Annotated in this window: 27 protein-coding genes; 17 read left to right on the forward strand and 10 right to left on the reverse strand. The window is 71.2% G+C overall.

The genetic code is table 11. The features are described 5' to 3' along the window. Positions 1–57 precede the first annotated feature (57 nt). The 10 genes from AC0VYN_RS06310 (at position 58) to AC0VYN_RS06355 (ending at position 8,490) form a co-directional block, all read left to right on the forward strand. On the forward strand, positions 58–492 hold the full coding sequence (locus tag AC0VYN_RS06310) for a Cg1360 family ATP-synthase-associated protein (protein WP_385458273.1): 435 nt from the start codon (positions 58–60) through the stop codon (positions 490–492). Between the two features lie 210 nt (positions 493–702). After that, complete coding sequence (gene atpB / locus AC0VYN_RS06315) at positions 703–1,539, forward strand: F0F1 ATP synthase subunit A (RefSeq protein ID WP_003973630.1); 837 nt, start codon at positions 703–705, stop codon at positions 1,537–1,539. Positions 1,540–1,614: 75 nt separating this feature from the next. Beyond that, complete coding sequence (atpE, locus tag AC0VYN_RS06320; protein WP_009321656.1) at positions 1,615–1,845, forward strand: ATP synthase F0 subunit C; 231 nt, start codon at positions 1,615–1,617, stop codon at positions 1,843–1,845. 41 nt (positions 1,846–1,886) lie between these two features. Continuing rightward, complete coding sequence (locus AC0VYN_RS06325; protein ID WP_385458272.1) at positions 1,887–2,441, forward strand: F0F1 ATP synthase subunit B; 555 nt, start codon at positions 1,887–1,889, stop codon at positions 2,439–2,441. A gap of 5 nt (positions 2,442–2,446) precedes the next feature. Next, positions 2,447–3,262, forward strand: a complete 816-nt coding sequence (locus tag AC0VYN_RS06330; RefSeq protein WP_475536821.1) for a F0F1 ATP synthase subunit delta — start codon at positions 2,447–2,449, stop codon at positions 3,260–3,262. Positions 3,263–3,432: 170 nt separating this feature from the next. Further along, positions 3,433–5,022: a F0F1 ATP synthase subunit alpha gene (gene atpA / locus AC0VYN_RS06335; protein ID WP_475535129.1), complete on the forward strand. Its 1,590-nt coding sequence runs from the start codon at positions 3,433–3,435 to the stop codon at positions 5,020–5,022. A 21-nt stretch (positions 5,023–5,043) separates the two neighbouring features. Next, on the forward strand, positions 5,044–5,961 hold the full coding sequence (locus AC0VYN_RS06340; RefSeq protein WP_475535130.1) for a F0F1 ATP synthase subunit gamma: 918 nt from the start codon (positions 5,044–5,046) through the stop codon (positions 5,959–5,961). Next, the gene (gene atpD, locus AC0VYN_RS06345; protein ID WP_475535131.1) at positions 5,961–7,409 is read left to right on the forward strand and encodes a F0F1 ATP synthase subunit beta; all 1,449 of its coding nucleotides are present in this window, start codon (positions 5,961–5,963) and stop codon (positions 7,407–7,409) included. Before AC0VYN_RS06340 ends, atpD begins: the two co-directional genes overlap by 1 nt. Positions 7,410–7,539: 130 nt before the next feature. After that, on the forward strand, positions 7,540–7,914 hold the full coding sequence (locus AC0VYN_RS06350; protein ID WP_475535132.1) for a F0F1 ATP synthase subunit epsilon: 375 nt from the start codon (positions 7,540–7,542) through the stop codon (positions 7,912–7,914). Positions 7,915–8,043: 129 nt separating this feature from the next. Further along, positions 8,044–8,490, forward strand: coding sequence for a DUF2550 domain-containing protein (locus tag AC0VYN_RS06355; RefSeq protein WP_475535133.1), 447 nt, complete (start codon positions 8,044–8,046; stop codon positions 8,488–8,490). Positions 8,491–8,567: 77 nt separating this feature from the next. Here AC0VYN_RS06355 and AC0VYN_RS06360 read toward each other — a convergent pair whose 3' ends face one another. From AC0VYN_RS06360 to AC0VYN_RS06370, 3 genes are all read right to left on the reverse strand, one after another. Continuing rightward, complete coding sequence (locus tag AC0VYN_RS06360; RefSeq protein WP_475535134.1) at positions 8,568–10,391, reverse strand: glycosyl hydrolase family 18 protein; 1,824 nt, start codon at positions 10,389–10,391, stop codon at positions 8,568–8,570. Positions 10,392–10,514: 123 nt separating this feature from the next. Next, complete coding sequence (locus AC0VYN_RS06365) at positions 10,515–11,156, reverse strand: response regulator (RefSeq protein ID WP_475535135.1); 642 nt, start codon at positions 11,154–11,156, stop codon at positions 10,515–10,517. Further along, positions 11,153–12,340 carry a sensor histidine kinase gene (locus tag AC0VYN_RS06370; RefSeq protein ID WP_475535136.1) on the reverse strand — a complete coding sequence of 396 codons (1,188 nt, stop codon included), beginning with the start codon at positions 12,338–12,340 and terminating at the stop codon, positions 11,153–11,155. The genes AC0VYN_RS06365 and AC0VYN_RS06370 overlap by 4 nt, the downstream gene beginning before the upstream one ends. A gap of 152 nt (positions 12,341–12,492) precedes the next feature. On the opposite strand from AC0VYN_RS06370, the gene AC0VYN_RS06375 reads away from it, so the two are divergent. Beyond that, positions 12,493–13,077, forward strand: coding sequence for a hypothetical protein (locus tag AC0VYN_RS06375; protein WP_385458264.1), 585 nt, complete (start codon positions 12,493–12,495; stop codon positions 13,075–13,077). 40 nt (positions 13,078–13,117) lie between these two features. Here the strand turns inward: AC0VYN_RS06375 and AC0VYN_RS06380 are convergent, their stop codons facing one another. Genes AC0VYN_RS06380 through AC0VYN_RS06390 form a run of 3 tightly spaced genes read right to left on the reverse strand, consistent with a single transcriptional unit; the run spans position 13,118 to position 15,264 of the window. Then, complete coding sequence (locus AC0VYN_RS06380; protein ID WP_475535137.1) at positions 13,118–13,690, reverse strand: cob(I)yrinic acid a,c-diamide adenosyltransferase; 573 nt, start codon at positions 13,688–13,690, stop codon at positions 13,118–13,120. A 13-nt stretch (positions 13,691–13,703) separates the two neighbouring features. Further along, positions 13,704–14,453 carry an ABC transporter permease gene (locus AC0VYN_RS06385; protein WP_475535138.1) on the reverse strand — a complete coding sequence of 250 codons (750 nt, stop codon included), beginning with the start codon at positions 14,451–14,453 and terminating at the stop codon, positions 13,704–13,706. A gap of 28 nt (positions 14,454–14,481) precedes the next feature. Next, positions 14,482–15,264: an ABC transporter ATP-binding protein gene (locus tag AC0VYN_RS06390; protein WP_475535139.1), complete on the reverse strand. Its 783-nt coding sequence runs from the start codon at positions 15,262–15,264 to the stop codon at positions 14,482–14,484. Between the two features lie 79 nt (positions 15,265–15,343). Between AC0VYN_RS06390 and AC0VYN_RS06395 the strand changes: the two genes are divergently transcribed. The 4 genes from AC0VYN_RS06395 (at position 15,344) to AC0VYN_RS06410 (ending at position 20,413) form a co-directional block, all read left to right on the forward strand. Continuing rightward, positions 15,344–15,985, forward strand: coding sequence for a TetR/AcrR family transcriptional regulator (locus tag AC0VYN_RS06395; protein ID WP_475535140.1), 642 nt, complete (start codon positions 15,344–15,346; stop codon positions 15,983–15,985). A gap of 136 nt (positions 15,986–16,121) precedes the next feature. After that, positions 16,122–16,970 (forward strand): 3-hydroxyacyl-CoA dehydrogenase family protein, encoded by an 849-nt coding sequence (locus AC0VYN_RS06400; protein ID WP_475535141.1) that lies wholly within the window; start codon positions 16,122–16,124, stop codon positions 16,968–16,970. Positions 16,971–17,173: 203 nt separating this feature from the next. After that, positions 17,174–17,497 carry an STAS domain-containing protein gene (locus tag AC0VYN_RS06405; protein WP_385458258.1) on the forward strand — a complete coding sequence of 108 codons (324 nt, stop codon included), beginning with the start codon at positions 17,174–17,176 and terminating at the stop codon, positions 17,495–17,497. Positions 17,498–17,758: 261 nt separating this feature from the next. Next, positions 17,759–20,413 carry an ATP-binding protein gene (locus tag AC0VYN_RS06410; protein WP_475535142.1) on the forward strand — a complete coding sequence of 885 codons (2,655 nt, stop codon included), beginning with the start codon at positions 17,759–17,761 and terminating at the stop codon, positions 20,411–20,413. A 76-nt stretch (positions 20,414–20,489) separates the two neighbouring features. On the opposite strand, the gene nucS is transcribed toward AC0VYN_RS06410, so the two are convergent. Next, entirely contained in the window at positions 20,490–21,161 is a 672-nt protein-coding gene (nucS, locus tag AC0VYN_RS06415) for an endonuclease NucS (RefSeq protein ID WP_385458256.1), read from the reverse strand. Between the two features lie 281 nt (positions 21,162–21,442). On the opposite strand from nucS, the gene AC0VYN_RS06420 reads away from it, so the two are divergent. Continuing rightward, a complete protein-coding gene (locus tag AC0VYN_RS06420) occupies positions 21,443–21,835 on the forward strand; it encodes an SCO5389 family protein (RefSeq protein ID WP_356201639.1) in 393 nt (130 codons plus the stop codon). A 114-nt stretch (positions 21,836–21,949) separates the two neighbouring features. On the opposite strand, the gene AC0VYN_RS06425 is transcribed toward AC0VYN_RS06420, so the two are convergent. After that, positions 21,950–22,978, reverse strand: a complete 1,029-nt coding sequence (locus tag AC0VYN_RS06425; protein ID WP_475535143.1) for an LLM class flavin-dependent oxidoreductase — start codon at positions 22,976–22,978, stop codon at positions 21,950–21,952. Positions 22,979–23,180: 202 nt separating this feature from the next. Here AC0VYN_RS06425 and AC0VYN_RS06430 point away from each other — a divergent pair, with 202 nt between their 5' ends. Further along, entirely contained in the window at positions 23,181–23,513 is a 333-nt protein-coding gene (locus AC0VYN_RS06430; protein ID WP_475535144.1) for an ATP/GTP-binding protein, read from the forward strand. Positions 23,514–23,520: 7 nt separating this feature from the next. Here the strand turns inward: AC0VYN_RS06430 and AC0VYN_RS06435 are convergent, their stop codons facing one another. Both AC0VYN_RS06435 and AC0VYN_RS06440 read right to left on the reverse strand, forming a co-directional pair. Further along, positions 23,521–24,390, reverse strand: a complete 870-nt coding sequence (locus AC0VYN_RS06435) for an ABC transporter permease (RefSeq protein ID WP_475535145.1) — start codon at positions 24,388–24,390, stop codon at positions 23,521–23,523. Then, the gene (locus tag AC0VYN_RS06440) at positions 24,387–25,646 is read right to left on the reverse strand and encodes an ABC transporter ATP-binding protein (RefSeq protein ID WP_475535146.1); all 1,260 of its coding nucleotides are present in this window, start codon (positions 25,644–25,646) and stop codon (positions 24,387–24,389) included. Before AC0VYN_RS06440 ends, AC0VYN_RS06435 begins: the two co-directional genes overlap by 4 nt. Positions 25,647–25,656 lie beyond the last annotated feature (10 nt).

Genomic DNA, 25,656 nt, shown 5'->3' on the forward strand with positions numbered 1-25,656 from the left:
GGGACTACGCTCGTCCATGACGACACACTGCCCCCTGTGAAATGCGGAGTTGCCGCCATGCCGTCCAATGACGTCCGGATCTTGCTTCAGGCTGCCGTGCCCACGGCTGCCGTCGGCGCGGTAGCCGCCGTCGTCAGCGCCGTGGTCGCCGGCGGCAAGGGGGCGGTCGGAGCCGTGGTGGGAACGCTCGTGGTGATTCTCTTCATGGGGCTCGGCCTCTACATCCTGCAGCGCACCGCCAAATCGCTTCCGCACCTCTTCCAGGCGATGGGCCTGATGCTCTACGCGGCACAGATTCTTCTGCTGTTCGTCTTCGTCGCCGCGTTCAAGAACACGACGCTGTTCAACCCCCGGGCCTTCGCGCTCACTCTGGTCGCCGGCACCCTCGCGTGGATCGCCGCCCAGACGCGCGCCCACATGAAGTCCAAGATTCTCTACGTCGAACCCGAGCCGTCGGGCAAAAAGCCCGAAAAGACGGGCCACTCGTCGTGAGGGGTAGGGCCGGGATAAAGAGGCATGTGAAGTCCTGCTATCGTCCGGTGCCAACTGCGGCATCGCGGGCACGGGCATCCCAGCTGACGCCTGTCGATTCGCGAGGCGAGATGCCCCACAGCCGCCCCCACATCCGAAACACCAGTCCCGTGCCGAACCGCGGCCCCGCGTCGCGCCGACACAACGAGGTTGCCGTACCCATGCGCCACGATGAAGGAGCCCGCGGTGAGTGCTGACCCGACGCAGGTGCTCGCCTTCGAGACCGACTGCCACATCTTTGACGGCTGTGGCTTCCCTTCTCCCGGCCTGCACTCGTTCCTGTTCGAGCCCCTGTGGGGCGACCACGACAGCAACTTGTACTTCAACAAGCCGATGCTGCTGGCGCTGCTCGGTTCGATCGTCATCGTCGGGTTCTTCTGGGCGGCCTTCCGTAAGCCGAAGGTCGTCCCCGGCAAGCTCCAGATGGTCGCCGAGGCGGGTTACGACTTCATCCGGCGCGGGGTCGTGTACGAGACCATCGGCAAGAAGGAAGGCGAGAAGTACGTCCCGCTCGTCGTCTCGCTCTTCTTCTTCGTCTGGATGATGAACCTCTGGTCGATCATCCCGGTCGCCCAGTTCCCGGTCACCTCGATCATCGCCTACCCGGCCGTGCTCGCCGCGATCGTCTACGTCACCTGGATCACGCTCACCTTCAAGCGCCAGGGATTCGTCGGCTTCTTCAAGAACGTCACCGGCTACGACAAGTCGCTCGGCCCGGTGCTGCCGCTGGCCATGCTGATCGAGTTCTTCTCGAACATCCTGATCCGGCCGTTCACGCACGCGGTGCGACTCTTCGCCAACATGTTCGCGGGCCACACCCTGCTGCTGCTCTTCACGATCGCCAGCTGGTACCTGCTGAACGGCGTCGGCATCGCCTACGCGGGCGTCTCGTTCATCATGACCGTGGTGATGACCGCCTTCGAGCTCTTCATCCAGGCTCTGCAGGCGTACGTGTTCGTCCTTCTGACGTGCACCTACATCCAGGGCGCCATGGCCGAGCACCACTGAGCAAGCGCGCCTAAGACCTCACTAGTCGTCCGGTGGCCAACCCCCACCGGTCCGTAAAGAAAAGGAAGAACTGGCATGTCCCAGACCCTTGCTGCCGTCGAAGGTTCCCTCGGTTCCATCGGTTACGGCCTCGCTGCCATCGGCCCCGGCGTCGGCGTCGGCATCATCTTCGGCAACGGCACCCAGGCCCTGGCCCGTCAGCCCGAGGCGGCCGGCCTGATCCGCGCCAACCAGATTCTGGGCTTCGCCTTCTGTGAGGCGCTCGCCCTGATCGGTCTGGTCATGCCGTTCGTCTACGGCTACTGATCGCTGATCCCAGACCAGCCGACTAGACGAAAGGCAAACCCATGAGCCCGATGCTCCAGATCGCGGCCGAGGAGATGGAGAATCCCCTCGTCCCGCCGATCCCCGAGCTCGTCATCGGCCTGATCGCCTTCGTCATCGTCTTCGGCTTCCTCGCCAAGAAGCTCCTCCCGAACATCAACAAGGTTCTGGAAGAGCGTCGCGAGGCCATCGAGGGCGGTATCGAGAAGGCCGAGGCCGCGCAGACCGAGGCCCAGAGCGTCCTTGAGCAGTACAAGGCCCAGCTCGCCGAGGCCCGGCACGAGGCCGCGCGCCTGCGCCAGGAGGCGCAGGAGCAGGGCGCCACGCTCATCGCCGAGATGCGCGCGGAAGGCCAGCGGCAGCGTGAGGAGATCATCGCCGCCGGTCACGCCCAGATCCAGGCCGACCGCAAGGCCGCCGCGTCCGCGCTGCGCCAGGACGTCGGCAAGCTGGCCACCGAGCTGGCCGGCAAGCTCGTCGGCGAGTCCCTCGAGGACCACGCCCGCCAGAGCCGCGTCATCGACCGCTTCCTGGACGAGCTGGACGACAAGGCGACGACGGCAGAGGCAACCCGATGAGTGGGATGCACGGAGCGAGCCGCGAGGCCCTGGCCGCCGCGCGTGAGCGTCTCGACGCGCTGACGGACTCCACGTCCGTGGACGCCGGGTCGCTCGCCGACGAGCTGGCCGCCGTCACCGCGCTGCTCCACCGCGAGGTGTCGCTGCGTCGGGTCCTCACCGACCCGGCGCAGGCCGGCGAGGCCAAGGCCGAGCTCGCCCAGCGTCTCCTGGGCACCCAGATCAGCGGCCCCGCCGCCGACCTGGTGTCCGGCATGGTGCGCTCCCGCTGGTCGCAGTCCCGCGACCTGGTGGACGCGCTGGAGGAGCTGGCGAGCACCGCCGACCTCACCGCCGCGCAGAAGCGGGGCCGGCTCGACGACGTCGAGGACGAGCTGTTCCGGTTCGGCCGGATCATCTCCTCGAACACCGAGCTGCGCGCCGCGCTGACCAACAAGTCGGCCACCACCGCGGCCAAGAGCGAGCTGCTGAGCAGCCTGCTCGGCGGCCGGGCGGAGCGGACCACCGAGCGTCTGGTCACGCGTCTCGTGACCGTGCCGCGGGGACGTAGCCTGGAGTCGGGACTCGAGTCCCTGTCCAAGCTCGCCGCCGACCGGCGGGACCGGATGGTCGCCGTCGTCACCTCGGCGGTGCCGCTGAGCGACACGCAGAAGCAGCGCCTCGGCGCCGCCCTCGCGAAGGTCTACGGCCGATCGATGCACCTCAACCTCGACGTGGACCCCGAGGTCCTCGGCGGGATCCGGGTGCAGGTCGGTGACGAGGTCATCAACGGCTCCATCGCGGACCGTCTGGAGGACGCCGGCCGCCGGCTGGCGAGCTAGCGACCACGGCGGCCGTGCACGGCCGCCGGCACAGCACAACAAGCAGTACGTACTTACGACGGCCCTGGTTGGGCCGTGCAGAGGATTCACCTCTCATTGGGGGGAGTCCCGACTCGTGGAATACCCCCCAAGTGAAACTTCGGGCCCAACAAGGAGAGCAGGGAACTCAGATGGCGGAGCTCACGATCCGGCCGGAGGAGATCCGGGACGCACTGGAGAACTTCGTCCAGTCGTACAAGCCGGACGCGGCCTCGCGCGAGGAGGTCGGTACGGTCACCCTTGCCGGCGACGGCATCGCGAAGGTCGAGGGTCTTCCCTCGGCCATGGCCAACGAACTGCTGAAGTTCGAGGACGGCACCCTCGGCCTCGCCCTCAACCTCGAGGAGCGCGAGATCGGTTGCGTCGTCCTCGGTGAGTTCAGCGGCATCGAGGAGGGCCAGCCGGTCACCCGCACCGGCGAGGTCCTGTCGGTCGCCGTGGGCGAGGGCTACCTCGGCCGCGTCGTCGACCCGCTCGGCAACCCGATCGACGGCCTCGGCGAGATCGAGACGTCCGGCCGCCGCGCCCTCGAGCTGCAGGCCCCCACGGTCATGCAGCGCAAGTCGGTGCACGAGCCGATGGAGACCGGCTACAAGGCCGTCGACGCGATGACCCCGATCGGCCGCGGTCAGCGTCAGCTGATCATCGGCGACCGCCAGACCGGCAAGACCGCCCTGGCCGTCGACACGATCATCAACCAGCGCGACAACTGGCGCACCGGCGACCCGAACAAGCAGGTCCGCTGCATCTACGTCGCCATCGGCCAGAAGGGCTCCACCATCGCGTCGGTCCGCCGCGCGCTGGAGGAGAACGGCGCGCTGGAGTACACGACCATCGTGGCCGCCCCGGCGTCCGACCCGGCCGGCTTCAAGTACCTGGCGCCGTACACCGGCTCGGCCATCGGCCAGCAGTGGATGTACGAGGGCAAGCACGTCCTGATCATCTTCGACGACCTGTCGAAGCAGGCCGACGCCTACCGCGCCGTGTCGCTGCTGCTGCGCCGCCCGCCGGGCCGCGAGGCCTACCCGGGTGACGTCTTCTACCTGCACTCCCGTCTGCTGGAGCGCTGCGCCAAGCTCTCCGACGCGGAGGGTGCCGGCTCGATGACCGGTCTGCCGATCGTCGAGACCAAGGCCAACGACGTCTCGGCGTTCATCCCGACCAACGTCATCTCCATCACCGACGGCCAGTGCTTCCTGGAGTCCGACCTGTTCAACGCCGGCCAGCGTCCGGCCCTGAACGTCGGTATCTCGGTCTCCCGCGTCGGTGGCTCCGCCCAGCACAAGGCCATGAAGCAGGTCTCCGGCCGACTGCGCGTGGACCTGGCCCAGTTCCGTGAGCTCGAGGCGTTCGCCGCCTTCGGCTCCGACCTGGACGCCGCGTCGAAGTCGCAGCTGGAGCGCGGTCAGCGCATGGTCGAGCTGCTGAAGCAGGACCAGTACCAGCCGATGTCCACCGAGGACCAGGTCGTCTCCGTCTGGGCCGGCACCACCGGCAAGATGGACGAGGTGCCCGTCGCCGACATCCGCCGCTTCGAGAAGGAGCTGCTGGAGTACCTGCACCGTCAGGAGCAGGGCCTCATGACCTCCATCCGCGAGGGCGGCAAGATGTCCGACGACACCCTGCAGGCCATCGCCGAGGCGATCGCGGCGTTCAAGAAGCAGTTCGAGACCTCGGACGGCAAGCTGCTCGGCGAGGACGCCCCGTCCACCGCCAAGTGACGTAAGGAAGGGACCTGACTCATGGGAGCCCAGCTCCGGGTCTACAAGCGTCGCATCCGATCCGTCACCGCGACCAAGAAGATCACCAAGGCGATGGAGATGATCGCCGCCTCGCGCGTCGTCAAGGCGCAGCGCAAGGTGGCGGCCTCCACGCCGTACGCGCAGGAACTGACCCGCGCGGTCACGGCGGTCGGTACCGGGTCGAACACGAAGCACCCGCTGACCACGGAGGCGGACAACCCGACCCGTGCCGCGGTCCTGCTCCTCACGAGCGACCGCGGTCTGGCCGGCGCCTTCAACTCCAACGCCATCAAGGCGGCGGAGCAGCTGACCGAGCGCCTCGAGCGCGACGGCAAGCAGGTCGACACGTACATCGTCGGCCGGCGCGGTCTCGCCCACTACAACTTCCGCGAGCGCAAGGTCGCGGAGTCGTTCACGGGCTTCACCGACGAGCCGACGTACGCGGACGCCAAGAAGGTCGCGGCGCCGCTGATCGAGGTTATCGAGACGGCGACGGCCGAGGGCGGCGTGGACGAGCTCCACATCGTCTACACCGAGTTCGTCTCGATGATGACGCAGACGGCGGTCGACTCCAGGCTGCTTCCGCTGCGCCTCGAAGAGGTCGCGCAGGAGTCGGCGGCGAAGGACGAGATCCTCCCGCTGTACGACTTCGAGCCGTCGGCGGAGGACGTCCTCGACGCCCTGCTGCCGCGCTACGTCGAGAGCCGCATCTACAACGCGCTGCTGCAGTCGGCCGCTTCCAAGCACGCCGCCACACGGCGCGCGATGAAGTCGGCCACCGACAACGCGGGCGAGCTGATCAACACGCTCTCCCGTCTTGCCAACGCGGCCCGCCAGGCCGAAATCACCCAGGAAATCAGCGAGATCGTCGGTGGCGCGAGCGCACTGGCCGACGCGACCGCGGGGAGTGACAACTAATGACCACCACTGTTGAGCCGACCGCTGCGTCGGGCGTGGCCACCGGCCGCGTCGCGCGGGTCATCGGCCCGGTCGTCGACGTGGAGTTCCCCGTCGACGCCATGCCGGAGATCTACAACGCGCTGCACGTCGAGGTCGCCGACCCGGCCAACGCCGGCGAGCTGAAGACGCTGACCCTGGAGGTCGCCCAGCACCTGGGTGACGGCCTGGTCCGCACCATCTCGATGCAGCCCACCGACGGTCTGGTCCGCCAGGCCCCGGTGACCGACACGGGCACGGCCATCTCCGTCCCCGTCGGCGACTTCACCAAGGGCAAGGTGTTCAACACCCTCGGCGAGGTGCTGAACGTCGACGAGACCTACACCGGTGAGCGGTGGCCGATCCACCGCAAGGCGCCCAACTTCGACGAGCTCGAGTCGAAGACCGAGATGTTCGAGACCGGCGTCAAGGTCATCGACCTGCTGACCCCGTACGTCAAGGGCGGCAAGATCGGTCTGTTCGGCGGCGCCGGCGTCGGCAAGACGGTGCTCATCCAGGAGATGATCTACCGCGTCGCCAACAACCACGACGGTGTCTCCGTGTTCGCCGGTGTCGGTGAGCGCACCCGTGAGGGCAACGACCTCATCGACGAGATGAGCGAGTCCGGCGTCATCGACAAGACCGCGCTGGTCTTCGGTCAGATGGACGAGCCGCCGGGCACCCGTCTGCGCGTCGCGCTGGCCGGCCTGACCATGGCCGAGTACTTCCGCGACGTCCAGAAGCAGGACGTGCTGTTCTTCATCGACAACATCTTCCGCTTCACCCAGGCGGGTTCCGAGGTGTCGACCCTGCTCGGCCGCATGCCCTCCGCGGTGGGCTACCAGCCGAACCTGGCCGACGAGATGGGTCTCCTCCAGGAGCGCATCACCTCGACCCGTGGTCACTCGATCACCTCGATGCAGGCGATCTACGTCCCCGCGGACGACCTGACCGACCCGGCCCCGGCCACCACCTTCGCCCACCTCGACGCGACGACGGTTCTCTCCCGTCCGATCTCCGAGAAGGGCATCTACCCGGCCGTGGACCCGCTGGACTCGACGTCCCGCATCCTCGACCCGCGGTACATCGCGGCGGACCACTACCAGGCCGCGATGCGCGTGAAGAACATCCTGCAGAAGTACAAGGACCTGCAGGACATCATCGCGATCCTCGGTATCGACGAGCTCGGCGAGGAGGACAAGCTCGTCGTCCACCGTGCCCGTCGCGTGGAGCGCTTCCTGTCCCAGAACACCCACGTCGCCAAGCAGTTCACCGGCGTCGACGGGTCGGACGTCCCGCTGGACGAGTCGATCGCGGCCTTCAACGCGATCTGCGACGGCGAGTACGACCACTTCCCGGAGCAGGCGTTCTTCATGTGCGGTGGCATCGAGGACCTGAAGAACAACGCCAAGGAGCTCGGCGTCTCCTGAGCCTCGCGCTCACCGTGAGCCGCAGGGCTCACACCGGAGGGAGCGGGCACGTCCCGCCCCCTCCGGCACGCCCCTTAGACTTGTAACCAACACCCGGCTCTCCGGCCGGGTGGTGACCCGAGGAGCCACCTTGGCTGCTGAGCTGCACGTCGCGCTGGTCGCGGCCGACCGAGAGGTCTGGTCCGGCGAGGCCACCCTGGTCGTCGCGCGCACCACGTCCGGCGACATCGGCGTCATGCCCGGTCACCAGCCGCTGCTCGGTGTGCTGGAGTCGGGCCCGGTGACCATCCGTACGAGTGATGGTGGGACGGTCGTCGCCGCGGTGCACGGCGGTTTCATCTCGTTCGCCGACAACAAGCTGTCGCTGCTGGCCGAGATCGCCGAGCTGTCGGACGAGATCGACGTCCAGCGCGCTGAGCGGGAACTCGGGCGCGCGAAGGCGGAGGGCGACGCCCACGCCGAGCGCCGCGCGGACGTCCGACTGCGCGCGGCGGCGGGGCGCTGACCCACGGCGCTGTGCTATGACGTGACTCAGCCGCGGCTGGGACCGGAGCGATCCGGACCCGGCCGCGGCTGAGGCAGATCAGGGTGATTTTTCCGTTCCGTTACCTAGGAGACGAGGAGGTCGGTGCCGATGGTCCTCGCTCTGACCGTGTGCGGAATGGTCGTCGCCCTGATGGTGGTGGGACTGTTCGTCTTCGGTCTGCGCCGCAGGCTGATCCAGCGTTCGGGCGGCACCTTCGACTGCTCCCTGCGCTGGGACGCGCCCGAGGAGGGCGACAGCGGCGGCAAGGGCTGGGCCTACGGTGTGGCCCGTTACAACGGCGACCGGGTCGAGTGGTACCGCGTCTTCTCGTACTCCCCCCGCCCGCGCCGGGTCCTGGAGCGTTCCGCGATCGAGGTGGCCGGCCGCCGTCTCCCGGACGGGGAGGAGGAGCTGGCGCTGCTCTCCGACGCCGTCGTCCTCGCCTGTCTGCACCGGGGCGCCCGGCTCGAACTCGCGATGAGCGAGGACGCCCTGACCGGATTCCTCGCGTGGCTCGAGGCGGCCCCACCGGGACAGCGGGTGAACGTGGCCTAGCCGCGTTCACCCGCTGTCGCACATGACGCTCCCCCCGGACCCGGTCCGGGGGGAGCGTCGTCGGTGTTCCGCGGTGGTTACTTCAGGCCGCTGTCGATGGCGCTGACCAGCTCGCCGTTGGCGGTGTCGCCGCTGAACTCCCAGAAGAAGGAGCCGCCCAGACCCTGGCTCTTGGCCCAGTCCATCTTGGACTTGACGGTCGCCGGGGTGTCGTAGGACCACCAGTTGGTGCCGCAGTGCGCGTACGCGGTGCCGGCGACGGTGCCGGTGGCGGGGCAGCTGTTCCGGAGGACCTTGTAGTCCTCGATGCCCACCTCGTACGTACCGGCCGCCGGGCCGGTCGCGGTGCCGCCGGGGGCCGCCTGCGTGACGCCGGTCCAGCCGCGGCCGTAGAAGCCGATGCCGAGCAGCAGCTTGGTGGCCGGCACGCCCGCCGCCTTGAACTTCGCGATCGCGTCGGCGGAGTTGAAGCCCTGCTGCGGGATGCCGGCGTACGAGGTCAGCGGCGAGTGGGGAGCGGTCGGACCGTTCTTCTCCCAGGCGCCGAAGAAGTCGTACGTCATCACGTTGTACCAGTTGATGTACTGCGCGGCCGGGCCGTAGTCGGCGGCCTCGATCTTGCCGCCGGACGAGGCGTCGGCGGTGACGGCCGCGGTGACCAGGTCGTTGCCGAACTCGGTGCGCATCGCCTTCATCATGGAGCTGAAGGCGTTCTTGGTGCTGGTCGTGTCGCAGCTGAGGCCGCAGGCGTTCGGGTACTCCCAGTCCAGGTCGATGCCGTCGAAGACGTCGGCCCAGCGCGGGTCCTCGACCAGGTCGTGGCAGGACTTCGCGAAGGCGGCCGGGTTCTTGACCGCGTCGGGGAAGCCGCCGGACCAGGTCCAGCCGCCGAAGGACCAGATGACCTTGATGTGCGGGTACTTGGCCTTCAGCTTGCGCAGCTGGTTGAAGTTGCCGCGCAGCGGCTGGTCCCAGGTGTCGGCGACGCCGTCGACGGACTGGTCGGCGGTGTACGCCTTGTCGTAGTCGGCGTAGGCGTCGCCGATGGTGCACTTGCCGCCCTGGACGTTGCCGAAGGCGTAGTTGATGTGCGTGATCTTCTCGGCGGAGCCGGAGGTAACCAGGTTCTTCACGTGGTAGTTGCGCCCGTAGACGCCCCAGTTGGTGAAGTAGCCGAGCTTGACCTTGTCGCCGCCGCCCGGGTTGCCGCCGTCGCCGCCGGTGGTGCGGACCTTGACGGCGCCGCTGGCCGGACCGGTCTGGTCGGCGGTGTCGCGGGCCTGGACGGTGTAGGAGTAGTCGGTGCCCTTGGTGAGGCCGGTGTCCGTGTACGTGGTGCCGGTCACGGTGGCGACCTTGGCGCCGTCCCGAAGGACGTCGTAGTTCTTGACGCCCTTGTCGTCGGTCGCCGCCGGCCAGGTCAGCTTCACCGAGGTGTCGGTGATGCCGGAGGCGGTCGGGGTGCCCGGCGCGGAGGGGGCCGCGTCACCGGGGACGGAGGTGCCGTCGCAGCTTCCGCCGTTGAGCTTGCAGCCGGACGGGGAGCCGGAGCCGGTGCCGTTGAAGCCGAACGAGACGGACGCCCCGGGGGCGAGGGTGCCGTTCCAGCCGACGTTCTTGGCGGTCCAGTGGTCGCCCGAGTTGGTGACGGTGGCGTCCCAGGCCGAGCCGACCTTGGTGCCCGAGGGGAAGTCCCACTCGACCGTCCAGGAGTTGATGGTGGTGGTGCCGGTGTTCTTCACCGTCCAGCTGCCGCCGAAGCCCGTGCCCCAGTCCGAGGTCTTGGCGAAGGTGGCCGTGGCACTCGTGGCCGCCTGGGCGGGGCTCGCGAGCCCGACCAGTCCGGCGAAGGGGAGGGCCAGGGTCGCGGCCAGGGCCGCGGCTCTGTGTCTGAAGCGCATGCTGCGCCTCCTTTGGTGGGGATGTTGTTGTGGGCATGACTGAGCCTCATGCCCGCAGTGCCGCGAGAATAGAAAGGTCTGGACCAGAGGTCAATAGGTCTGGACCACTGCTCGCGAAGCCGGCTAGATCCCCAACTCCTGAGCCAGCACGGCCGCTTGCACCCGGCTGCGCAGCTCCAGCTTCCCCAGCAGGCGGCTGACGTGCGTCTTCACCGTGGCCTCGGCCATGTCCAGGCGCCCGGCGATCGCGGCGTTGGACAGTCCCTCGCCGAGACACGACAGCACCTGGCGCTCCCGCCGGGTCAGGCTCTCGAGGACGGCCGGCTCGGCGGTGACCTCCCGGACCGGCCGCGCCGCGAACTCGGCGATCAGGCGCCGGGTGACGGCCGGCGCGACGATCCCCTCGCCGCCCGCCACCGTGCGCACGGCGGTGATCAGGTCCGTCGCCTCCGTGTTCTTCAGCAGGAACCCGGCGGCACCCGCCCTGAGCGCCCCGAACACGTACTCGTCGAGGTCGAACGTGGTCAGCACGAGCACGTCGGCCAGCTTCTCGCCGACCACCCGCCGGGTCGCCGACACCCCGTCCAGGCGCGGCATCTGCACGTCCATCAGGACCAGGTCGGGACGCAGCTCCCGGGCCAGCGCCACCGCCTGCTCGCCGTCCGCCGCCTCGCCGACCACCTCGATGTCCGGGGCACTGCCCAGGATCAGCACCAGCCCCGCGCGGACGGCGGACTGGTCCTCGGCGACGAGGACGCGGATCATGCGAGGTCTCCTTCGGTCAGGGGCAGGGTGGCGCGGACGGCCCAGACCGTCGCTCCGGGAGCCGGTTCGGGCCCGGCGTCGAACGTGCCGTGCAACAGGGCGGCCCGCTCCCGCATGCCGACCAGACCGGTGCCGGAGCCGGGGGCGCGGGGCGCGTCCCGGTCACCGTACGGGCTGGTGACCCGGACGTGCAGGCGGCCCCCGTCGCGCACGACGGCCACGGCGACCGGGCCCTCGGGGGCGTGCTTCAGCGCGTTCGTCAGCGACTCCTGCACGATGCGGTACGCGGCCAGCTCCACCGGCGCGGGGACTCCCTCGCCGGGCGCCGCCTCCAGGGTGACGTCGAGGCCGTTGGCGCGGGCGCCGTCGACCAGGGCGCCGAGGCCGTCGAGGGTGGGCGCGGCGGCCGGCCCGGTGTCCTGGCCGGTGTCCCGCAGGATGCCGATCAGCCGCCGCATCTCGGCCAGCCCCTCGACGCTGTTCTCCCGGATCACGCCCAGGGCCTTCCGGGTGGTCGCCGCGTCGTCCAGGGAGAGGGCGGCCGTGGAGTGGATGGCGATCGCGGAGAGGTGGTTGGCGACCATGTCGTGCAACTCGCGCGCCATGCGGGACCGTTCCGCGGTCACCGCCTGCACGCGGTCCATCTCGGCCAGCAGCGCGGTCTGCTCGGCGCGCAGCCGGGCCGCGTCGGCGGCCTCGCGGTGGTTGCGCACGATCAGGCCGGTGGACGCGGGCGCGAACGACACGATCCCGACGGCCACCCCGATCAGCAGCGCCTCGGGCACCCGCCACAGGGCGAACGGCACGACCGTGCCCGCCACCGTGAGCAGCCCGGTGATCCACGGAATGCGGCGGGCCGAGGCGGGCGGACCGTAGAGCACGGCGGCGTACATCAGGTCGGTGTACATGATCACCGTGACCAGGCTGCCCCGCGTCAGCGTGTCCGCGATCAGCGCGGCCGTGCCGATGAGCAGGCCGGTGCGCGGCGCGGCCCGGCGCAGCAGCTCGCAGCCCGCGGTGACGAAGAGCGGGACCAGCAGCGGCCAGCGGCCGTCGAACAGCACGATCGGCTCGTCGGCCGGCCGGACGCCCAGGCCGATGCCCCACAGCAGCAGGCCGCCGAGCAGACCGGACACCGCGGCGTACACGTCGAAGCGGCGCGGTCGGGGGAGTCGTACGGCCATCCCACCATCCAACACGGCCGGCGCCCCGCATGCCTGGTCCCCGGGAAGGGTCCGGTACTGCATCCTTCGATGTACCGCGGGTTCGTCACCGGCGACGACGAACGCGGCGGATTCCCACGGGAGCCTTGGAGGGTGAACGAAGGGAGTACGTCGTGGTCGTCGCGTTGATCATCGCCTGCGAGGTCGGCTTCTGGGTCCTGCTGGTCCTCGGACTGGCCGCCCGCTACCTGCTGAAGTGGCGTCGCACCGGTGTGGTCCTGCTGCTGTGCGAGCCGCTCCTGGAACTGGTGCTGTTCGCCGTGACGGCGATCGACCTGAGGAACGGCGCCGAACCGGGCTGGGAGCACGGCCTGGCGGCGCTGTACATCGGCTACACCGTCGCGTACGGCCACTACACGATCCGCTGGCTCGACGGTCACGCCGCCCACCGCCTGGGCGGGGGCCCGCCGCCGGTGAAGCCCCCGCGCCACGGCAGGGCCCGGGCCGTGCACGAGGGCCGGCTGTGGCTGCGCACCGTGCTGGGCGCGGCCGTGGCGTGGGCGCTCCTCCAGGGCGCGGTCTGGTACGTCGGCGACGAGGGCGACGTGTCGTCCCTGCGGGACTTCCAGTGGGTGGTGACCAGGATCGTCGGCATCCACGGCCTGATCGCGCTGACCTACGCGATCTGGCCGAAGAAGGCCCCGGCCGGGACGCCGGAGGGCGCGGCCGGGCGGCCGGGGGAGAGCGCGCGACGCTGACCCGTGCGCCGGGACCGGCGCCGGGCCGCGCCGGTCCCGCCTAGCGATCCCCGCCCGGCACCCACAGCACGTCGCCGACCTCCGTGTTGGCGGTGCGGGCCAGGATGAACAGCAGGTCCGACAGGCGGTTCAGGTAGGTGGCGGTGAGCGGGTTCATCGTCTCGCCGTGGACCTCCAGCGCCGCCCAGGTCGAGCGCTCGGCCCGCCGGACCACCGTGCACGCCTGGTGCAGCAGGGCCGCGCCGGGCGTGCCGCCGGGGAGGATGAAGGAGCGCAGCTTCTCCAGCTCGGCCAGGAACCGGTCGCAGTCCGCCTCCAGCTTGTCGACGTAGAACTGCTCGACCCGCAGCGGCGGGTACTCCGGGTTCTCCGTCACCGGCGTCGACAGGTCCGCGCCCACGTCGAACAGGTCGTTCTGGACGCGGACGAGGACCTTCACGACCTCCTCGGGCAGGCCGCCGAGGGCGATCGCCGTGCCGATCACCGCGTTCGCCTCGTTGCTGTCGGCGTACGCGGAGATCCGCAGGTCGGTCTTGGGGACCCGGCTCATGTCACCGAGGGCGGTGGTGCCCTGGTCGCCGGTCCGGGTGTAGATGCGCGTCAGGTTGACCATGGGGCCAGCGTAGTTAGGCTCCGGCGGTCCGGAAGACGCGTGTGCCCACCGTCACGGTCAGCGCGGTGAGGGCGACGGCGACGAGGACGCCGTACAGCATGTGCGCCGTCGTGTAGCTGCCGACGTAGGCGTCCCGTACCGCGTCCACCAGATAGCGGAACGGCATCAGGTGCGACAGCACGTCCAGCCACCCCGGCCCCAGCGTCATCGGCAGCATCAGGCCGGACAGCAGCATCGAGGGCATCGTCAGCGCGTTGACGGTGGGCCCGAACTCCTGCGGCGTACGCACCTTCATCGCCAGCGCGTACGACAGCGAGGCCAGCGAGACCGTGAGCAGGGCGACGAACGCGAAGCCGATCAGTATGCCGGGCAGGGGCGCGCGCAGGCCCATCGCCACCGCCGCCAGGACCAGCAGCACCGCCTGGAACGCGAACACCGTGGCGTCCCGCAGCACCCGGCCCAGCAGCAGCGCCAGGCGGCTGACGGGGGTGACGCGCATCCGCTCGACCACGCCCAGGCTGTTCTCGATGATGACCGAGAAGCCCGCGAAGGAGGCGCCGAACAGCCCGAGTTGCAGCAGCAGGCCGGGCACGAGCATCTGCCAGGAGCTGCCCCGCCCGCCGAGCGGCAGGCCGGTCAGCAGCGGGCCGAAGAAGAGCAGGTACAGCAGCGGCATCAGGACGCCGAAGAGCAGCGCGAAGCGGGAGCGCAGCGACTGGCGCAGATAGCGGCCGTAGACGAGGCCGGTGTCGTGGAGCAGCATTGGAGGAGGTCCTCGGGTCGTCGGAGGTCTAAACGGCAACGGGGGCGGCGTCCGCGGGTGAGGCGCCGCGGCCGGTGATGGCGAGGAAGGTGTCCTGGAGCGAGGCGTCGAGCGAGCCGCCGTGGCGCAGCTTCAGGGCCGCCGGGGTGCCCTCGGCGGCCACCACGCCCCGGTCGACGACGACCAGCCGGTCGGAGAGCGCGTCGGCCTCGTCGAGGTAGTGCGTGGTCAGGAAGACCGTGGTGCCGTGCTCGTCGCGCAGCCGGCGCACCAGGTCCCACAGGTCGGCGCGGCTGCCCGGATCCAGACCGGTGGTCGGCTCGTCGAGGAAGAGCACCCGGGGGCGGTGGGTGAGCGCCATCGCGATGTCCAGCCGGCGCCGCTGGCCCCCGGACAGCGCGCCGCACCTGCGGTCGAGCAGCCCGTCCAGGTCCAGGTCGCGGGCCAGCTCCTCGGCGCGCCCGGCCGCCCGTGCCCTCGGCAGGCGGTACAGGCGGCCCTGGGTGACCAGCTCCTCCCGCACGGTGATCTGCGGGTCCACGCCGCCCGACTGGGCGACGTACCCGCAGGCCCGGCGCACTCCGGCCGGGTCGGTCACCAGGTCGTGGCCCGCGACGGTGGCCGCGCCCCCGGTGGGGGCGAGCAGGGTCGTGAGCATCCGCAGCGTCGTGGTCTTGCCGGCGCCGTTGGGGCCCAGGAAGCCGAGGATCTCGCCCTCGCGGACGGTCAGGTCGATGCCGCGCACGGCCTCGACCGGGCCCTGTCTCGTCGCGAAGGTACGGGCCAGCCCGGCGGTACTGATGATTGCCATGCGCCCAGAAAAACAGAGCCGCTGCAATTTTGCAATGACCCCAAGTTTTGGGCGGCCCCAGCGAAGTTAGGATGCGGGCATGGCCGAGGGACTCAGGGAACGGAAGAAGCGGCAGACCCGGCAGTACATCTCGGATGTCGCCACGGGACTGTTCCTGGAACGCGGCTTCGAGGCCGTGACGGTGGCGGAGGTCGCGGCGGCCGCGGACGTCTCCGTCAACACCGTCTACAACTACTTCCCGGCCAAGGAGGACCTCTTCCTCGACCGCTCCAAGGGCGTGGTCGACCGGCTCTCCCGCTGGGTGCGCGGGCGGCACGACGGGGAGTCGGCGGCGCGGGCCGTGCTGCGGGAACTGCGCGAGGAGGTCGAGTCGGTCTCGCCGCGGGTCGGCCTCATGGACGGATACGCGCGCTTCATGGCGGTCATCGACGCCTCGCCCTCGCTGCGTTCCCGGCTCTGGGCGATCGCCCAGGAGGTGCAGGAGAACCTGGAGCGCACCCTGCGCGAGGAGACCGGCGCCCCGGACGACGACCCGGTCCCCGCGCTGATGTCGGGTCAGATCAGCTGGCTGCACGGCACCGTGATGACGACGATCGGCCGCCGGATGACGGCGGGCGGGAAACCGGCCGCGGTGTCCCGGGACGTCCTCGTGCTGCTGGACGAGATGGAGGAGCTGTTGAGCGACAGAGTGCTCAACTACGCCGTCCGGGGCGCGGAATGACACCCGAATGACAGCCCCCGGTGTGACGTCCGTCATTTGAGACGTGACGCGCGTTACTAACCGGTCACACAGCGGCCCCCGCCCGCTAATCTCCGGCCGAGAGGACACAAACGGCCTGTATCAGGGGAGTCGCACAGTGGCACGGAAGCTCGCCGTCATCGGAGCCGGACTCATGGGGTCCGGCATCGCCCAGGTCTCCGCGCAGGCGGGCTGGGACGTCGTCCTGCGCGACGTGACCGACGAGGCGCTCCGGCGGGGGACCGACGGCATCAAGGCCTCGTACGACAAGTTCGTCGCCAAGGGCAGGCTGGCCGCGGACGACGCCGCGGGCGCCCTCGCCCGCATCACCGCGACCACCGATCTGGACGCCGCCGCCGACGCGGACGTCGTCGTCGAGGCCGTCTTCGAGAAGCTGGAAGTCAAGCACGAGATCTTCCGCGCGCTCGACAAGCTGGTGAAGGAGGACGCGATCCTCGCGTCCAACACCTCCGCCATCCCGATCACCAAGATCGCGGCCGTGACGGAGCGGCCCGAACGGGTCGTCGGCACGCACTTCTTCTCGCCGGTCCCGATGATGCAGCTGTGCGAGCTGGTGCGCGGCTACAAGACCAGCGACGAAACGCTCGCCACCGCCCGGGAGTTCGCCGAGTCCACCGGCAAGACCTGCATCGTCGTCAACCGGGACGTCGCCGGCTTCGTCACCACCCGCCTCATCTCCGCCCTCGTCGTCGAGGCCGCGAAGCTGTACGAGTCGGGCGTCGCCACCGCCGAGGACATCGACCTCGCCTGCAAGCTGGGCTTCGGCCATGCCATGGGACCGCTGGCCACGGCCGACCTGACGGGCGTGGACATCCTGCTGCACGCCACGAGCAACATCTACACCGAGTCGCAGGACGAGAAGTTCGCCCCGCCGGAGCTGATGCGCCGGATGGTGGACGCCGGTGACATCGGGCGCAAGAGCGGGCAGGGCTTCTACAAGCACTGAGTCCGCACCGAGTCCGCCCCCGGCCCGGGCCACATCACACGCCGGGGTGAATTCGGTATCGGTTCGCTTACAGGTGGCAACCTCCGATCGTTTCGGCCAGTCAGAGGTTGCACGGCCTGACATCGCCGAGAGACCACCCCGCGGGCCGGGAGACCGCCCGCGGGCCACATCGCCGAGCACGAGACGCACGCCGGGGAGCGCATATGCACATCAGGGGCGACCACGTCGAGCTGGTCGTCGGGGGCCGCCTCGACGTCCGCAGCGCGGCGGACGCCCGTACGGTCCTGCACTCGGCCGTCGACGACGGAGTCGGCGACCTGGTCCTGGACCTGTCAGAGCTGGACTCCTGGGACGCCACCGGACTCGGGGTGATCATGGGGGCCCACCGGCGGGCCGGCCGCTGCGGCCGGCGCCTGGTGCTGCGCGGCGTACCGGCGCAGATGCAGCGCCTGCTGGTGGCCACCCGGCTGCACAGGATCCTGGCCATCGAGGGCGGCATCGGCGTGGAGTCCCTGCCCAGGGTGTGACACCCCGGCGGCCGCGGGAACCCGGGACACCCCCCGGCGAAACGCCCGACGCGCGCAATCCTCACGAGACCGTGACGTCTCGGACGGGGCGGTACCCCGGGCTGTCGGAGATACTGAGCGAAGGTTTAGGGTCTGGCTGCCCGCCGTATCGCAACCCACTGGCGGGCCCGGACCAGAAGCGACAGCGCGGTGTGCGGCAAGGCCGGGAGGGGTGGTCCCGACCGGGGACCGGCACACGACGCTTTTGGGGGGCTTGGACCTATGGAGCCGAACAACCGGGGACCCGAGGAGCACGGCCACGACGGCGAGACGCCGCGCCCGCGCCCGCCCAGGGACTCCCTCGCACCCGACTTCGGACAGCACACGCCCGCGCTCGCCCGCACCGTGCGGCTCGTCTCCGGCGACTTCCTGCTCACCGTCAACCCCGTCGACGGCAGCGAGATCGAGGTCTGCCCGCCTGGGGGCACCTCCCGCTCGAGTGGATTCGAGAGTGGGGGAGAGCGGCCCGCCCGGCCGGAACGGCTCACCGCGTCCGAACGCGCCGAGCTTGAGCGCGCCGCCCGGCCGCCCGTCCCCCCGGGACCGGCGCGGCCCGCACTCGGGCTGCTGGCCCGCCAGGACGAGCGGGAACGCCTGGCAAGGCTGCTCGCCCGCGGCCGGTCGGTGCGCCTGACCGGCCCCGCCGGCTCCGGCCGGACCAGCCTCCTCGACGTCGTCGCCGAGGACTGCGCGGACCTCGCGCCCGACGGCGTCGTCCGCCTCAACGGCTTCCGCCGCACCGCCGACGACCTGCTGTACGACCTCTTCCACGCCGTCCACCGCGCCCCCCTGCACCGGCCGGAACGGGACGAGCTGCTCGACCTGGTCCGCGACGTCGGCGCGGTCGTCGTCCTGGACGACGCGGAGTTCGGCGGCACCGCCCTCGACGAGTTGCTGGACGCCACCCCCGAGTGCGCCTTCCTCGTCGCCGCGACGCCGGACGTCCCCGCCCCCTCCGCCGGCTCCGCCGTCGAGGAGGTCTTCCTCACCGGCCTGGACCGCTCGGACGGCGTGGAGTTGCTGGAGCGCGCCACCGGACGGCCCCTCACCGACGAGGAGGCCAACTGGGCCGGCGACCTCTGGTTCGAGTCCGAGGGCCTGCCGCTGCGCTTCGTGCAGGCCGGTGCGCTGCTGCGCCGGCGCGACCGGCTGCGGGCCGGCGCCGACGCCGTCGACGAGTTCGGCGTCTTCGCCGACGCCCGCCCGGCCGACGAGACGCCCTACGGCGCCCCCGAGGACGAGGTGCCCCTGCCGTCCGTCGGCGAGGCCGCCGCGCCCGCGCCGCTGCTCGCCTCCCGGCTGAGCGCCTCCGCCCGCGCCACCCTGGAGCTCGCCGTCGCCCTCGGCGGCGAGGTGCCGCACCAGGCGCACCTGCCCGCGCTGGTCGGCGACACCCACGCGGACGCCGCCCTCGGCGAGCTGGCCGACTGCGGACTGGTCTCGCCGGTCGGCTCCCGCTACCGGCTCGCCGCCGGGGTGCTCGCCCAGCTCGAGAACGCCGGGTACGCCGACGACGCGGGGGAGCGGGCGCCGGCCGTCGCCCGGCACTACGCCTGGTGGGCCGGGCACCCCTCGGTGACCCCCGAGCGCGTCTGCGCCGAAGCCGACGCCGTCCTGGCCGCCCTCGCCGTGCTGGTGCCGACGACGACCCCGCCCGCGGACGACGAGGAGAGCCCCGCGGTCCGGCTGGCCCGCACCGCGGCCCCCGCGTTCGCCGCCGGGCTGCACTGGAGCGCCTGGGAACGGGCGCTGCGCTCCGGCGCCGAGGCCTCCCGGCTCGCCGGAGACGTCGCCGAACAGGCCTACTTCCACCACGAGCTCGGCGTCCTCGCGCTGTGCGAGGGGCAGCTCGACCGGGCCCGCGCCGAGCTGGAGGCGTCCATCGGGCTGCGCGGCGCACTCTCCGACAAGCGCGGCGCCGTCGCCGGACGCCGTGCCCTCGCCCTGGTGGCGGACCGTTCCGGGGACACCCCCGGCGCGGGCACCCGCCCGGGCGTGCCCGGTGCCGTCGGAGCCGGACTCGCCGCCGTCGGAGCCGGCCTCGGCCCGACCGTGGACGACGAGGGGCCCGGCACCCCCCACGAGGAGCAGGTGTCCTCGGCGGCCGGTGCGCCGGCACCCTTCCCGCCGCTCCAGCCGTCCCCGCAGGCCCCGACGCTCATCGCCCGCCGGGATCCCTCCCCGGGCCCGGCCCGCAAGGCCGGAGGCGGCATCAAGGGCCTCGCGCGGCGCAATCTGGTGGCCGCCGGAGCGGGCGCGCTGCTCGTCGCCGTGCTCGGCACGGTGGTGACGCTCGGCGCCACTTCCGAGAACGACGCGGGAACGCCGTCCGACCAGGTCGGCGTCAACCCGTCGGCCAGCCAGGGCGTCGACGACGGCAGCCTCGGCGCCGACCGGCCGGAGGACGACGGCGACGACTCCGCGGACACCGGCGAGGCGACCGCCCGGCCGTCCGACCCCGGCCCCGATGGCACCCCGGGCACCTCCGACGACCCGACACCGAGCGACACGGCCCGGCCGTCGGACAGCCCCAGCGGCAGCAGCGGGCCCGGAGACCCGACCGGCTCCGGCGAGCCGAGCGGCCCGACGAAGTCGCAGCCGCCGACGTCGCCGTCGACGAGGCCGTCGTCGCCGAAGCCGACGCAGAGCGAGCCGGACCCCGACCCGACGACTCCGACGGGGCAGCCCAGCACCCCCGAGCCGACGCCGACCGACCCCCAGCCGCCGACGACATCGCCGGAGACCTCCAACAGCGCGACCGGCCCCGTCACCCCGACCACCGCGAGCGCTCCCGGAAGCAGCCCCGCGACCGCGACCCGGAGCAGCGGCGCGACCGGCACGGAGTCCGCTCCGGCGACCACCGGGCAGATCATCTGAGACGCCGCGACGTGTGAGGGGCCGGGTCCGCACGGACCCGGCCCCTCACACGTCGCGGGCTCCGCGCCCGCACCGCTCAGAACAGCCGCAGCTTGTCGTCCTCGATGCCCCGCAGCGCGTTGTAGTCCAGCACCTGGCAGCCGATGCCGCGGTCGGTGGCCAGCACCCGGGCCTGCGGCTTGATCTCCTGGGCGGCGAAGACGCCGCGCACCGGGGCGAGATGCGGGTCGCGGTTCAGCAGCTCCAGGTAACGCGTGAGCTGCTCCACCCCGTCGATCTCGCCGCGCCGCTTGATCTCGACGGCGACGGTCCTCCCGTCGGCGTCCCGGCACAGGATGTCGACCGGCCCGATGGCGGTCGGGTACTCACGGCGGATCAGGGTGTAGCCGTCGCCGAGGGTCTCGATGCGGTCGGCGAGCAACTCCTGGAGGTGGGCCTCCACGCCGTCCTTGATCAGGCCGGGGTCCACGCCCAGTTCGTGCGAGGAGTCGTGGAGGATCTCCTCCATCGTGATGATGAGCTTCTCGCCCGCCTTGTTGACCACGGTCCACACGCCCGCCTCCTCACCGGAGCCCTCCTTGAGGGTGCAGGGCGGCGACATCCAGTTCAGGGGTTTGTAGGCCCGGTCGTCGGCATGGATCGAGACGCTGCCGTCCGCCTTGACCAGAATCAGCCGGGGGGCCGAGGGGAGGTGGGCGGTGAGCCGTCCGGCGTAGTCGACGGAGCAGCGGGCAATGACGAGACGCATGGTCGGCAACGCTACTCGACGCGCCCGTCCCGGCGCGATTCGCCTCCGCCCCCGGCGCCCGGCGGAACATCCCACTTCTCCCCTTGGGTCCCGTGTTGCGCACTGGCCGATTGTGGGCGTACCGGATGGTGCCCATCTAGGCATTCTCCTGGTGCGCTCACGATCGGTTGCTTACGGTATTGAACGGGAGGTCGCGAGGCGTGTACTCAGCGTGTCCGATATCGCGCCGTCCCTTTACTGTCCGGCAACCCCTGCTGGTCGGGGGTGCGAGAGGAGTACCCATGTCGCTCGACGTCTCACCGGCCCTACTCGAGAAGGCCGAGCGAGGCGAGGTCGACGAAGCAGAATTCGTCGACTGCGTCCGGACCTCCCTGCCCTACGCATGGGAGATGATCAGCTCCCTGGTGGCACAGCTGAAGGTAGACGGCGGAGCGTTCGCCGACAACCAGACGCCCCCGCCGGACGAGCAGGCGCGCGGTCAGCTGCTGCGTGCGCTCGCGAGTGACGCCATCCGCGGTGCGCTCCAGCGGCACTTCGGGGTGCGGCTGGCCTTCCAGAACTGCCACCGGGTGGCGGTGTTCCCGTTGGACTCCTCCGTCGACGAGACGCTGACCCGATTCACTTCGGTGCGCAGCCAGTTGCTGAACCAGTCGCCGGAATTCCGCGACTGCTGAGGCGATGGCCGTCCGCTTGCCGCTCCGTACGCGGGAGGTGCAGTTCGTACCGGAGCGGCAAGCCTTCCGCCCGGCCCCTCGCGGGCCCCGGGCGCCCGTCCCTGCCCGGCCCGCTCAACGGAGCTGGGGGAGCACCTCGGTCCCGAGCCGCCGTACGTTCTCCTCGGTCGCCGCGAGGTCGCCGGAGCCCTCGACGAGCAGGGCGAAACGGGAGATGCCGGTCCGCTCGCCGGTCGCCGCGAGCCGGTCCGCGCACAGTCGGGGCGGGCCCACCGGGTGCAGTCCGCAGAGCAGTTCGGTGTACGCCAGCGGGTCGCGCATCCGCCGGGCCCGGCCGTCCACCGTGACGTGGGCGCCCAGCCCCTGCCGCAGCCAGCCCGGCATCATCTTGAGCAGTGTCTCCGCCGCGTCGGCCCGCCGGTCCGCGATCTGGCAGACCCCGGCCGAGACGTGGGCCGCGTCGCGGACCTCCGGCTCCGGGCGCCCGACGGCGCGGGCCTGCCGCTGCCACAGGGCGACCATCTCGGCCTTCTCCTCGTCCCCGATGTGCATGCCGAGCAGCATCGGCAGCCCCCGCTCGGCCGCCGTGCGCACGCTCGCCGGGGAGGTGCAGGCCACCACGACCTCCGGCCCCGGGGCCTCGGACAGGACCTCCGAGGGGCGCGGGACGACGGGCACCTCGCGAAACCGGAAGCGGTCCCCTACGGCGCCGACGGCCGGCTCGCGCAGCCAGCGCACCAGCAGATCGAGTGACTCCGGGAACCCCTTCTCGTACGCCTCGAGTCCGGCGCCGAACACCTCGAGGTCGACCCAGGGGCCGCCGCGGCCCACGCCCAGCGAGAACCGGCCGCCGCTCGTGACGTGCAGCAGCGCGGCCTGCTCGCCGAGCGCCACGGGATGGACGGTGGGCAGCACACTGACCGCCGTGCCGACCCGGATGCGGCGGGTGCGGCCCAGCAGCAGCGCGGCCAGCGTCACGGCCGACGGGCACGTGCCGTACGGCACGAAGTGGTGCTCGGCCAGCCAGACCGTGTCGAGCCCCGCCTCCTCGGCGACCTCGGCCGAGCGGACCGCGCGGTGCAGCGCTTCCCCCTGGCCCTGGCCCGGGAACTGGGCGCCCACCACGAAACTTCCAACGCGCATTGCTCTTCCTGCTTCCTCGGCTCCGACACGGAGCTTCCCCGCAGGGCATAACCGCCGGACACGTGCCGAGGACACGGTCGGACCAAAGGATTTGCGGATTGTCTGCAGAATCGGGCCGTCACGGGAGGTCCGGGGGCGCTCCGCCCGTGCCGCGTAGGCTGGAGACGGTCCGTACTCCCTGTATAGCTCCGTGAGGTGTCCCGTGTCCCCGCGTCGCAACCGACCCAAGGAGACCGGCATGTCCGGCCGGAGCGCCGAGGACGACGGCTCCGGCCGCTACGGAGGCTGGCAGTCGTCGGAGAGCTGGCGGGGCGAGGACTGGAGCGTACGGCACGTCGCGGGCGCGAGCGCGCAGGGGAAGTCGTACCGCTGCCCGGGCTGCGACCAGCTCATCCCCGACGGCGTCCCGCACGTGGTGGCCTGGCAGGCGCACGCGGGCGTCGACGACCGCCGGCACTGGCACAGGTCGTGCTGGAACGCGAAGGACCGCCGCACCACGCGGGTGCAGCGGTCCCGTAACGCGCCGAGGTTCTGAACGCCGGTCAGACGTCCCGCCGGTGGAGCAGGGCGACGGCGCCGGCGAACACGACGGCCGTCACGACCAGCATGATCCACAGCGGGTCCCAGCCGGACGGGCCGGACTCGGTGAGCGAGTTGGTGTAGAAGATGCTCATCTGGTTCGGGATCGAGTACTCGAACAGCGCGGTGCGCACGTCCTCCAGGGACTCCGAGAACATGAACAGCGCGATCACCAGCGGCGCCAGCACGGCCCCGATCATGAGGGTGATGGCCCCCGCCGAGTGCCGGATGACGGAGCCGACGGCGAGCGAGAGCAGTCCGAGCAGCGCGACGTAGAGCGAGACGCCCACGGTGCCCTTCAGCCACTCCCCGCCGGTGGGCGACACCGCGCCGTGGTCCTCCAGCAGGGCCACGTGCAGCAGGGCGACGAGCGTCGCGGACACCAGCGTCACCACGAACGCGACCAGGAAGAAGACGATCGCCTTCGCGGCGAGCACCCGGCCGCGGCTGGGGCACGCGGTCATCGTCGTGCGGATCATGCCGGTGCCGTACTCCGAGGCGGTGGTCAGCACGCCGAGCGTGATGACGCACATGCTGCCGAGCAGCAGACCGAAGAAGCCGAGGCTGAGCGCGCTCTCGCCGGACGCGTCCGCGCCGGAGTTCGCCACCACCACGCCGGTCAGCAGGCCGATGCCGATGACCAGCAGGACGAGCACGCCCAGCGTCCACATCGTCGAGCGCACCGACCTGATCTTGGTCCACTCGGAGGCGACCGCGTGCCCGAGATGCGTGCGCACCACCGGGATCGGCGAGGTGTAGGTGGGGAACGGCGCACCGGTCGCCGCCTGCCACTGGGGCGCGGCCTGCGGCATCGGGGGCTGGGGCGTGCTCATCGGGCGTCCTCGGGCTTGGTCGGGTCGGTGACGGGCGCGGGGGCGGCGGCGGGAGCCGGGGCGGCGGGAGCGGGCGCGGGGGCGGCCTGGGGCGCCGCGGGGGCCGACGGGGACGGCTGTGCGTACGGGTTGCCCGAGGGCGCGCCCGCCGGCGGTGCGACAGGCACGGCCGGTGCGGCCGGGGCGCCGTAAGGGCCCGTGGGGGCCTGGCCCGGCGCGGGCTGTGCGCCCGGCTGGGGCGGCGGCGGGGCGTACCAGCCGGGCTGGCCCTGTCCGGGCAGCGGCATCGGAGGCTGCGCTCCGGGCGGCAGCGGCTGCTGGAGCCCGGCCTTCTGGTCGATCGTCGACCGGTAGTCGACGGCGCCCTGCGTCATCCGCATGTACGCCTCCTCCAGCGAGGCCTGGTGCGGCGACAGCTCCCACAGCCGTACGTCGGACTCGTGCGCGATGTCGCTGATGCGGGGCAGCGCCAGGCCGGTCACCCGCAGCGCCCCGTCCTGCTCGGGCATCACGTGGCCGCCCGCCTCGGTCAGCGCGGACGTCAGCTTCTCGCGCAGCTGCGGCTCGGTGTCCGGCGTGCGCACCCGCGCGAAGTCGGCGGAGTTCGCCGAGATGAACGCCGTCACGCTCATGTCGGCGAGCAGCTGGCCGCGCCCGATGACGATCAGGTGGTCGGCGGTCAGCGCCATCTCGCTCATCAGGTGCGAGGAGACGAAGACCGTACGGCCCTCGGCCGCGAGCGCCCTCATCAGGTTCCGCACCCAGAGGATGCCCTCGGGGTCCAGGCCGTTGACCGGCTCGTCGAAGAGCAGCACCTGCGGGTCGCCGAGCAGCGCGGCGGCGATGCCGAGCCGCTGGCCCATGCCGAGGGAGAAGCCCTTGGAACGCCGCTTGGCCACGTCCTGCAGGCCGACCACGCCGAGCACCTCGTCCACGCGCCGGGCGGGGATGCCCGACAGCTGGGCCAGGCTCAGTAGGTGATTGCGGGCCGACCGGCCGCCGTGCACCGCCTTGGCGTCCAGCAGGGCGCCGACCTGGCGCGGGGCGTTGGGCAGCCTGCGGTACGGGTGACCGCCGATCGTCACGTGTCCCGCGGTCGGGTTGTCCAGGCCGAGGATCATGCGCATCGTCGTCGACTTGCCGGAGCCGTTGGGGCCGAGGAAGCCGGTGACGGCACCGGGCCGCACCTGGAAGGACAGGTTGTACACAGCGGTCTTGTCGCCGTAGCGCTTGGTCAGGCCGACTGCCTCGATCATGCTCCGCACC

It is taken from the genome of Streptomyces sp. 63XJN7_1_ISO-PGPR-S23-121 (assembly GCF_056173025.1).

What these genes read in the sequence shown, in the direction of transcription:
- AC0VYN_RS06380 (WP_475535137.1), bottom strand. Translation starts at nt 13,690, where the DNA reads ATGGTCAACCTGACGCGCATCTACACCCGGACCGGCGACCAGGGCACC.
- AC0VYN_RS06410 (WP_475535142.1), top strand. Translation starts at nt 17,759, where the DNA reads ATGGAGCCGAACAACCGGGGACCCGAGGAGCACGGCCACGACGGCGAG.
- AC0VYN_RS06340 (WP_475535130.1), top strand. Translation starts at nt 5,044, where the DNA reads ATGGGAGCCCAGCTCCGGGTCTACAAGCGTCGCATCCGATCCGTCACC.
- nucS (WP_385458256.1), bottom strand. Translation starts at nt 21,161, where the DNA reads ATGCGTCTCGTCATTGCCCGCTGCTCCGTCGACTACGCCGGACGGCTC.
- AC0VYN_RS06365 (WP_475535135.1), bottom strand. Translation starts at nt 11,156, where the DNA reads ATGATCCGCGTCCTCGTCGCCGAGGACCAGTCCGCCGTCCGCGCGGGG.
- AC0VYN_RS06325 (WP_385458272.1), top strand. Translation starts at nt 1,887, where the DNA reads ATGAGCCCGATGCTCCAGATCGCGGCCGAGGAGATGGAGAATCCCCTC.
- AC0VYN_RS06435 (WP_475535145.1), bottom strand. Translation starts at nt 24,390, where the DNA reads ATGAGCACGCCCCAGCCCCCGATGCCGCAGGCCGCGCCCCAGTGGCAG.
- AC0VYN_RS06420 (WP_356201639.1), top strand. Translation starts at nt 21,443, where the DNA reads ATGTCGCTCGACGTCTCACCGGCCCTACTCGAGAAGGCCGAGCGAGGC.
- AC0VYN_RS06370 (WP_475535136.1), bottom strand. Translation starts at nt 12,340, where the DNA reads ATGGCCGTACGACTCCCCCGACCGCGCCGCTTCGACGTGTACGCCGCG.
- AC0VYN_RS06425 (WP_475535143.1), bottom strand. Translation starts at nt 22,978, where the DNA reads ATGCGCGTTGGAAGTTTCGTGGTGGGCGCCCAGTTCCCGGGCCAGGGC.
- AC0VYN_RS06330 (WP_475536821.1), top strand. Translation starts at nt 2,447, where the DNA reads ATGCACGGAGCGAGCCGCGAGGCCCTGGCCGCCGCGCGTGAGCGTCTC.
- atpA (WP_475535129.1), top strand. Translation starts at nt 3,433, where the DNA reads ATGGCGGAGCTCACGATCCGGCCGGAGGAGATCCGGGACGCACTGGAG.
- atpE (WP_009321656.1), top strand. Translation starts at nt 1,615, where the DNA reads ATGTCCCAGACCCTTGCTGCCGTCGAAGGTTCCCTCGGTTCCATCGGT.
- atpB (WP_003973630.1), top strand. Translation starts at nt 703, where the DNA reads ATGAAGGAGCCCGCGGTGAGTGCTGACCCGACGCAGGTGCTCGCCTTC.
- AC0VYN_RS06360 (WP_475535134.1), bottom strand. Translation starts at nt 10,391, where the DNA reads ATGCGCTTCAGACACAGAGCCGCGGCCCTGGCCGCGACCCTGGCCCTC.
- atpD (WP_475535131.1), top strand. Translation starts at nt 5,961, where the DNA reads ATGACCACCACTGTTGAGCCGACCGCTGCGTCGGGCGTGGCCACCGGC.
- AC0VYN_RS06440 (WP_475535146.1), bottom strand. Translation starts at nt 25,646, where the DNA reads ATGATCGAGGCAGTCGGCCTGACCAAGCGCTACGGCGACAAGACCGCT.
- AC0VYN_RS06355 (WP_475535133.1), top strand. Translation starts at nt 8,044, where the DNA reads ATGGTCCTCGCTCTGACCGTGTGCGGAATGGTCGTCGCCCTGATGGTG.
- AC0VYN_RS06310 (WP_385458273.1), top strand. Translation starts at nt 58, where the DNA reads ATGCCGTCCAATGACGTCCGGATCTTGCTTCAGGCTGCCGTGCCCACG.
- AC0VYN_RS06395 (WP_475535140.1), top strand. Translation starts at nt 15,344, where the DNA reads ATGGCCGAGGGACTCAGGGAACGGAAGAAGCGGCAGACCCGGCAGTAC.
- AC0VYN_RS06390 (WP_475535139.1), bottom strand. Translation starts at nt 15,264, where the DNA reads ATGGCAATCATCAGTACCGCCGGGCTGGCCCGTACCTTCGCGACGAGA.
- AC0VYN_RS06405 (WP_385458258.1), top strand. Translation starts at nt 17,174, where the DNA reads ATGCACATCAGGGGCGACCACGTCGAGCTGGTCGTCGGGGGCCGCCTC.
- AC0VYN_RS06385 (WP_475535138.1), bottom strand. Translation starts at nt 14,453, where the DNA reads ATGCTGCTCCACGACACCGGCCTCGTCTACGGCCGCTATCTGCGCCAG.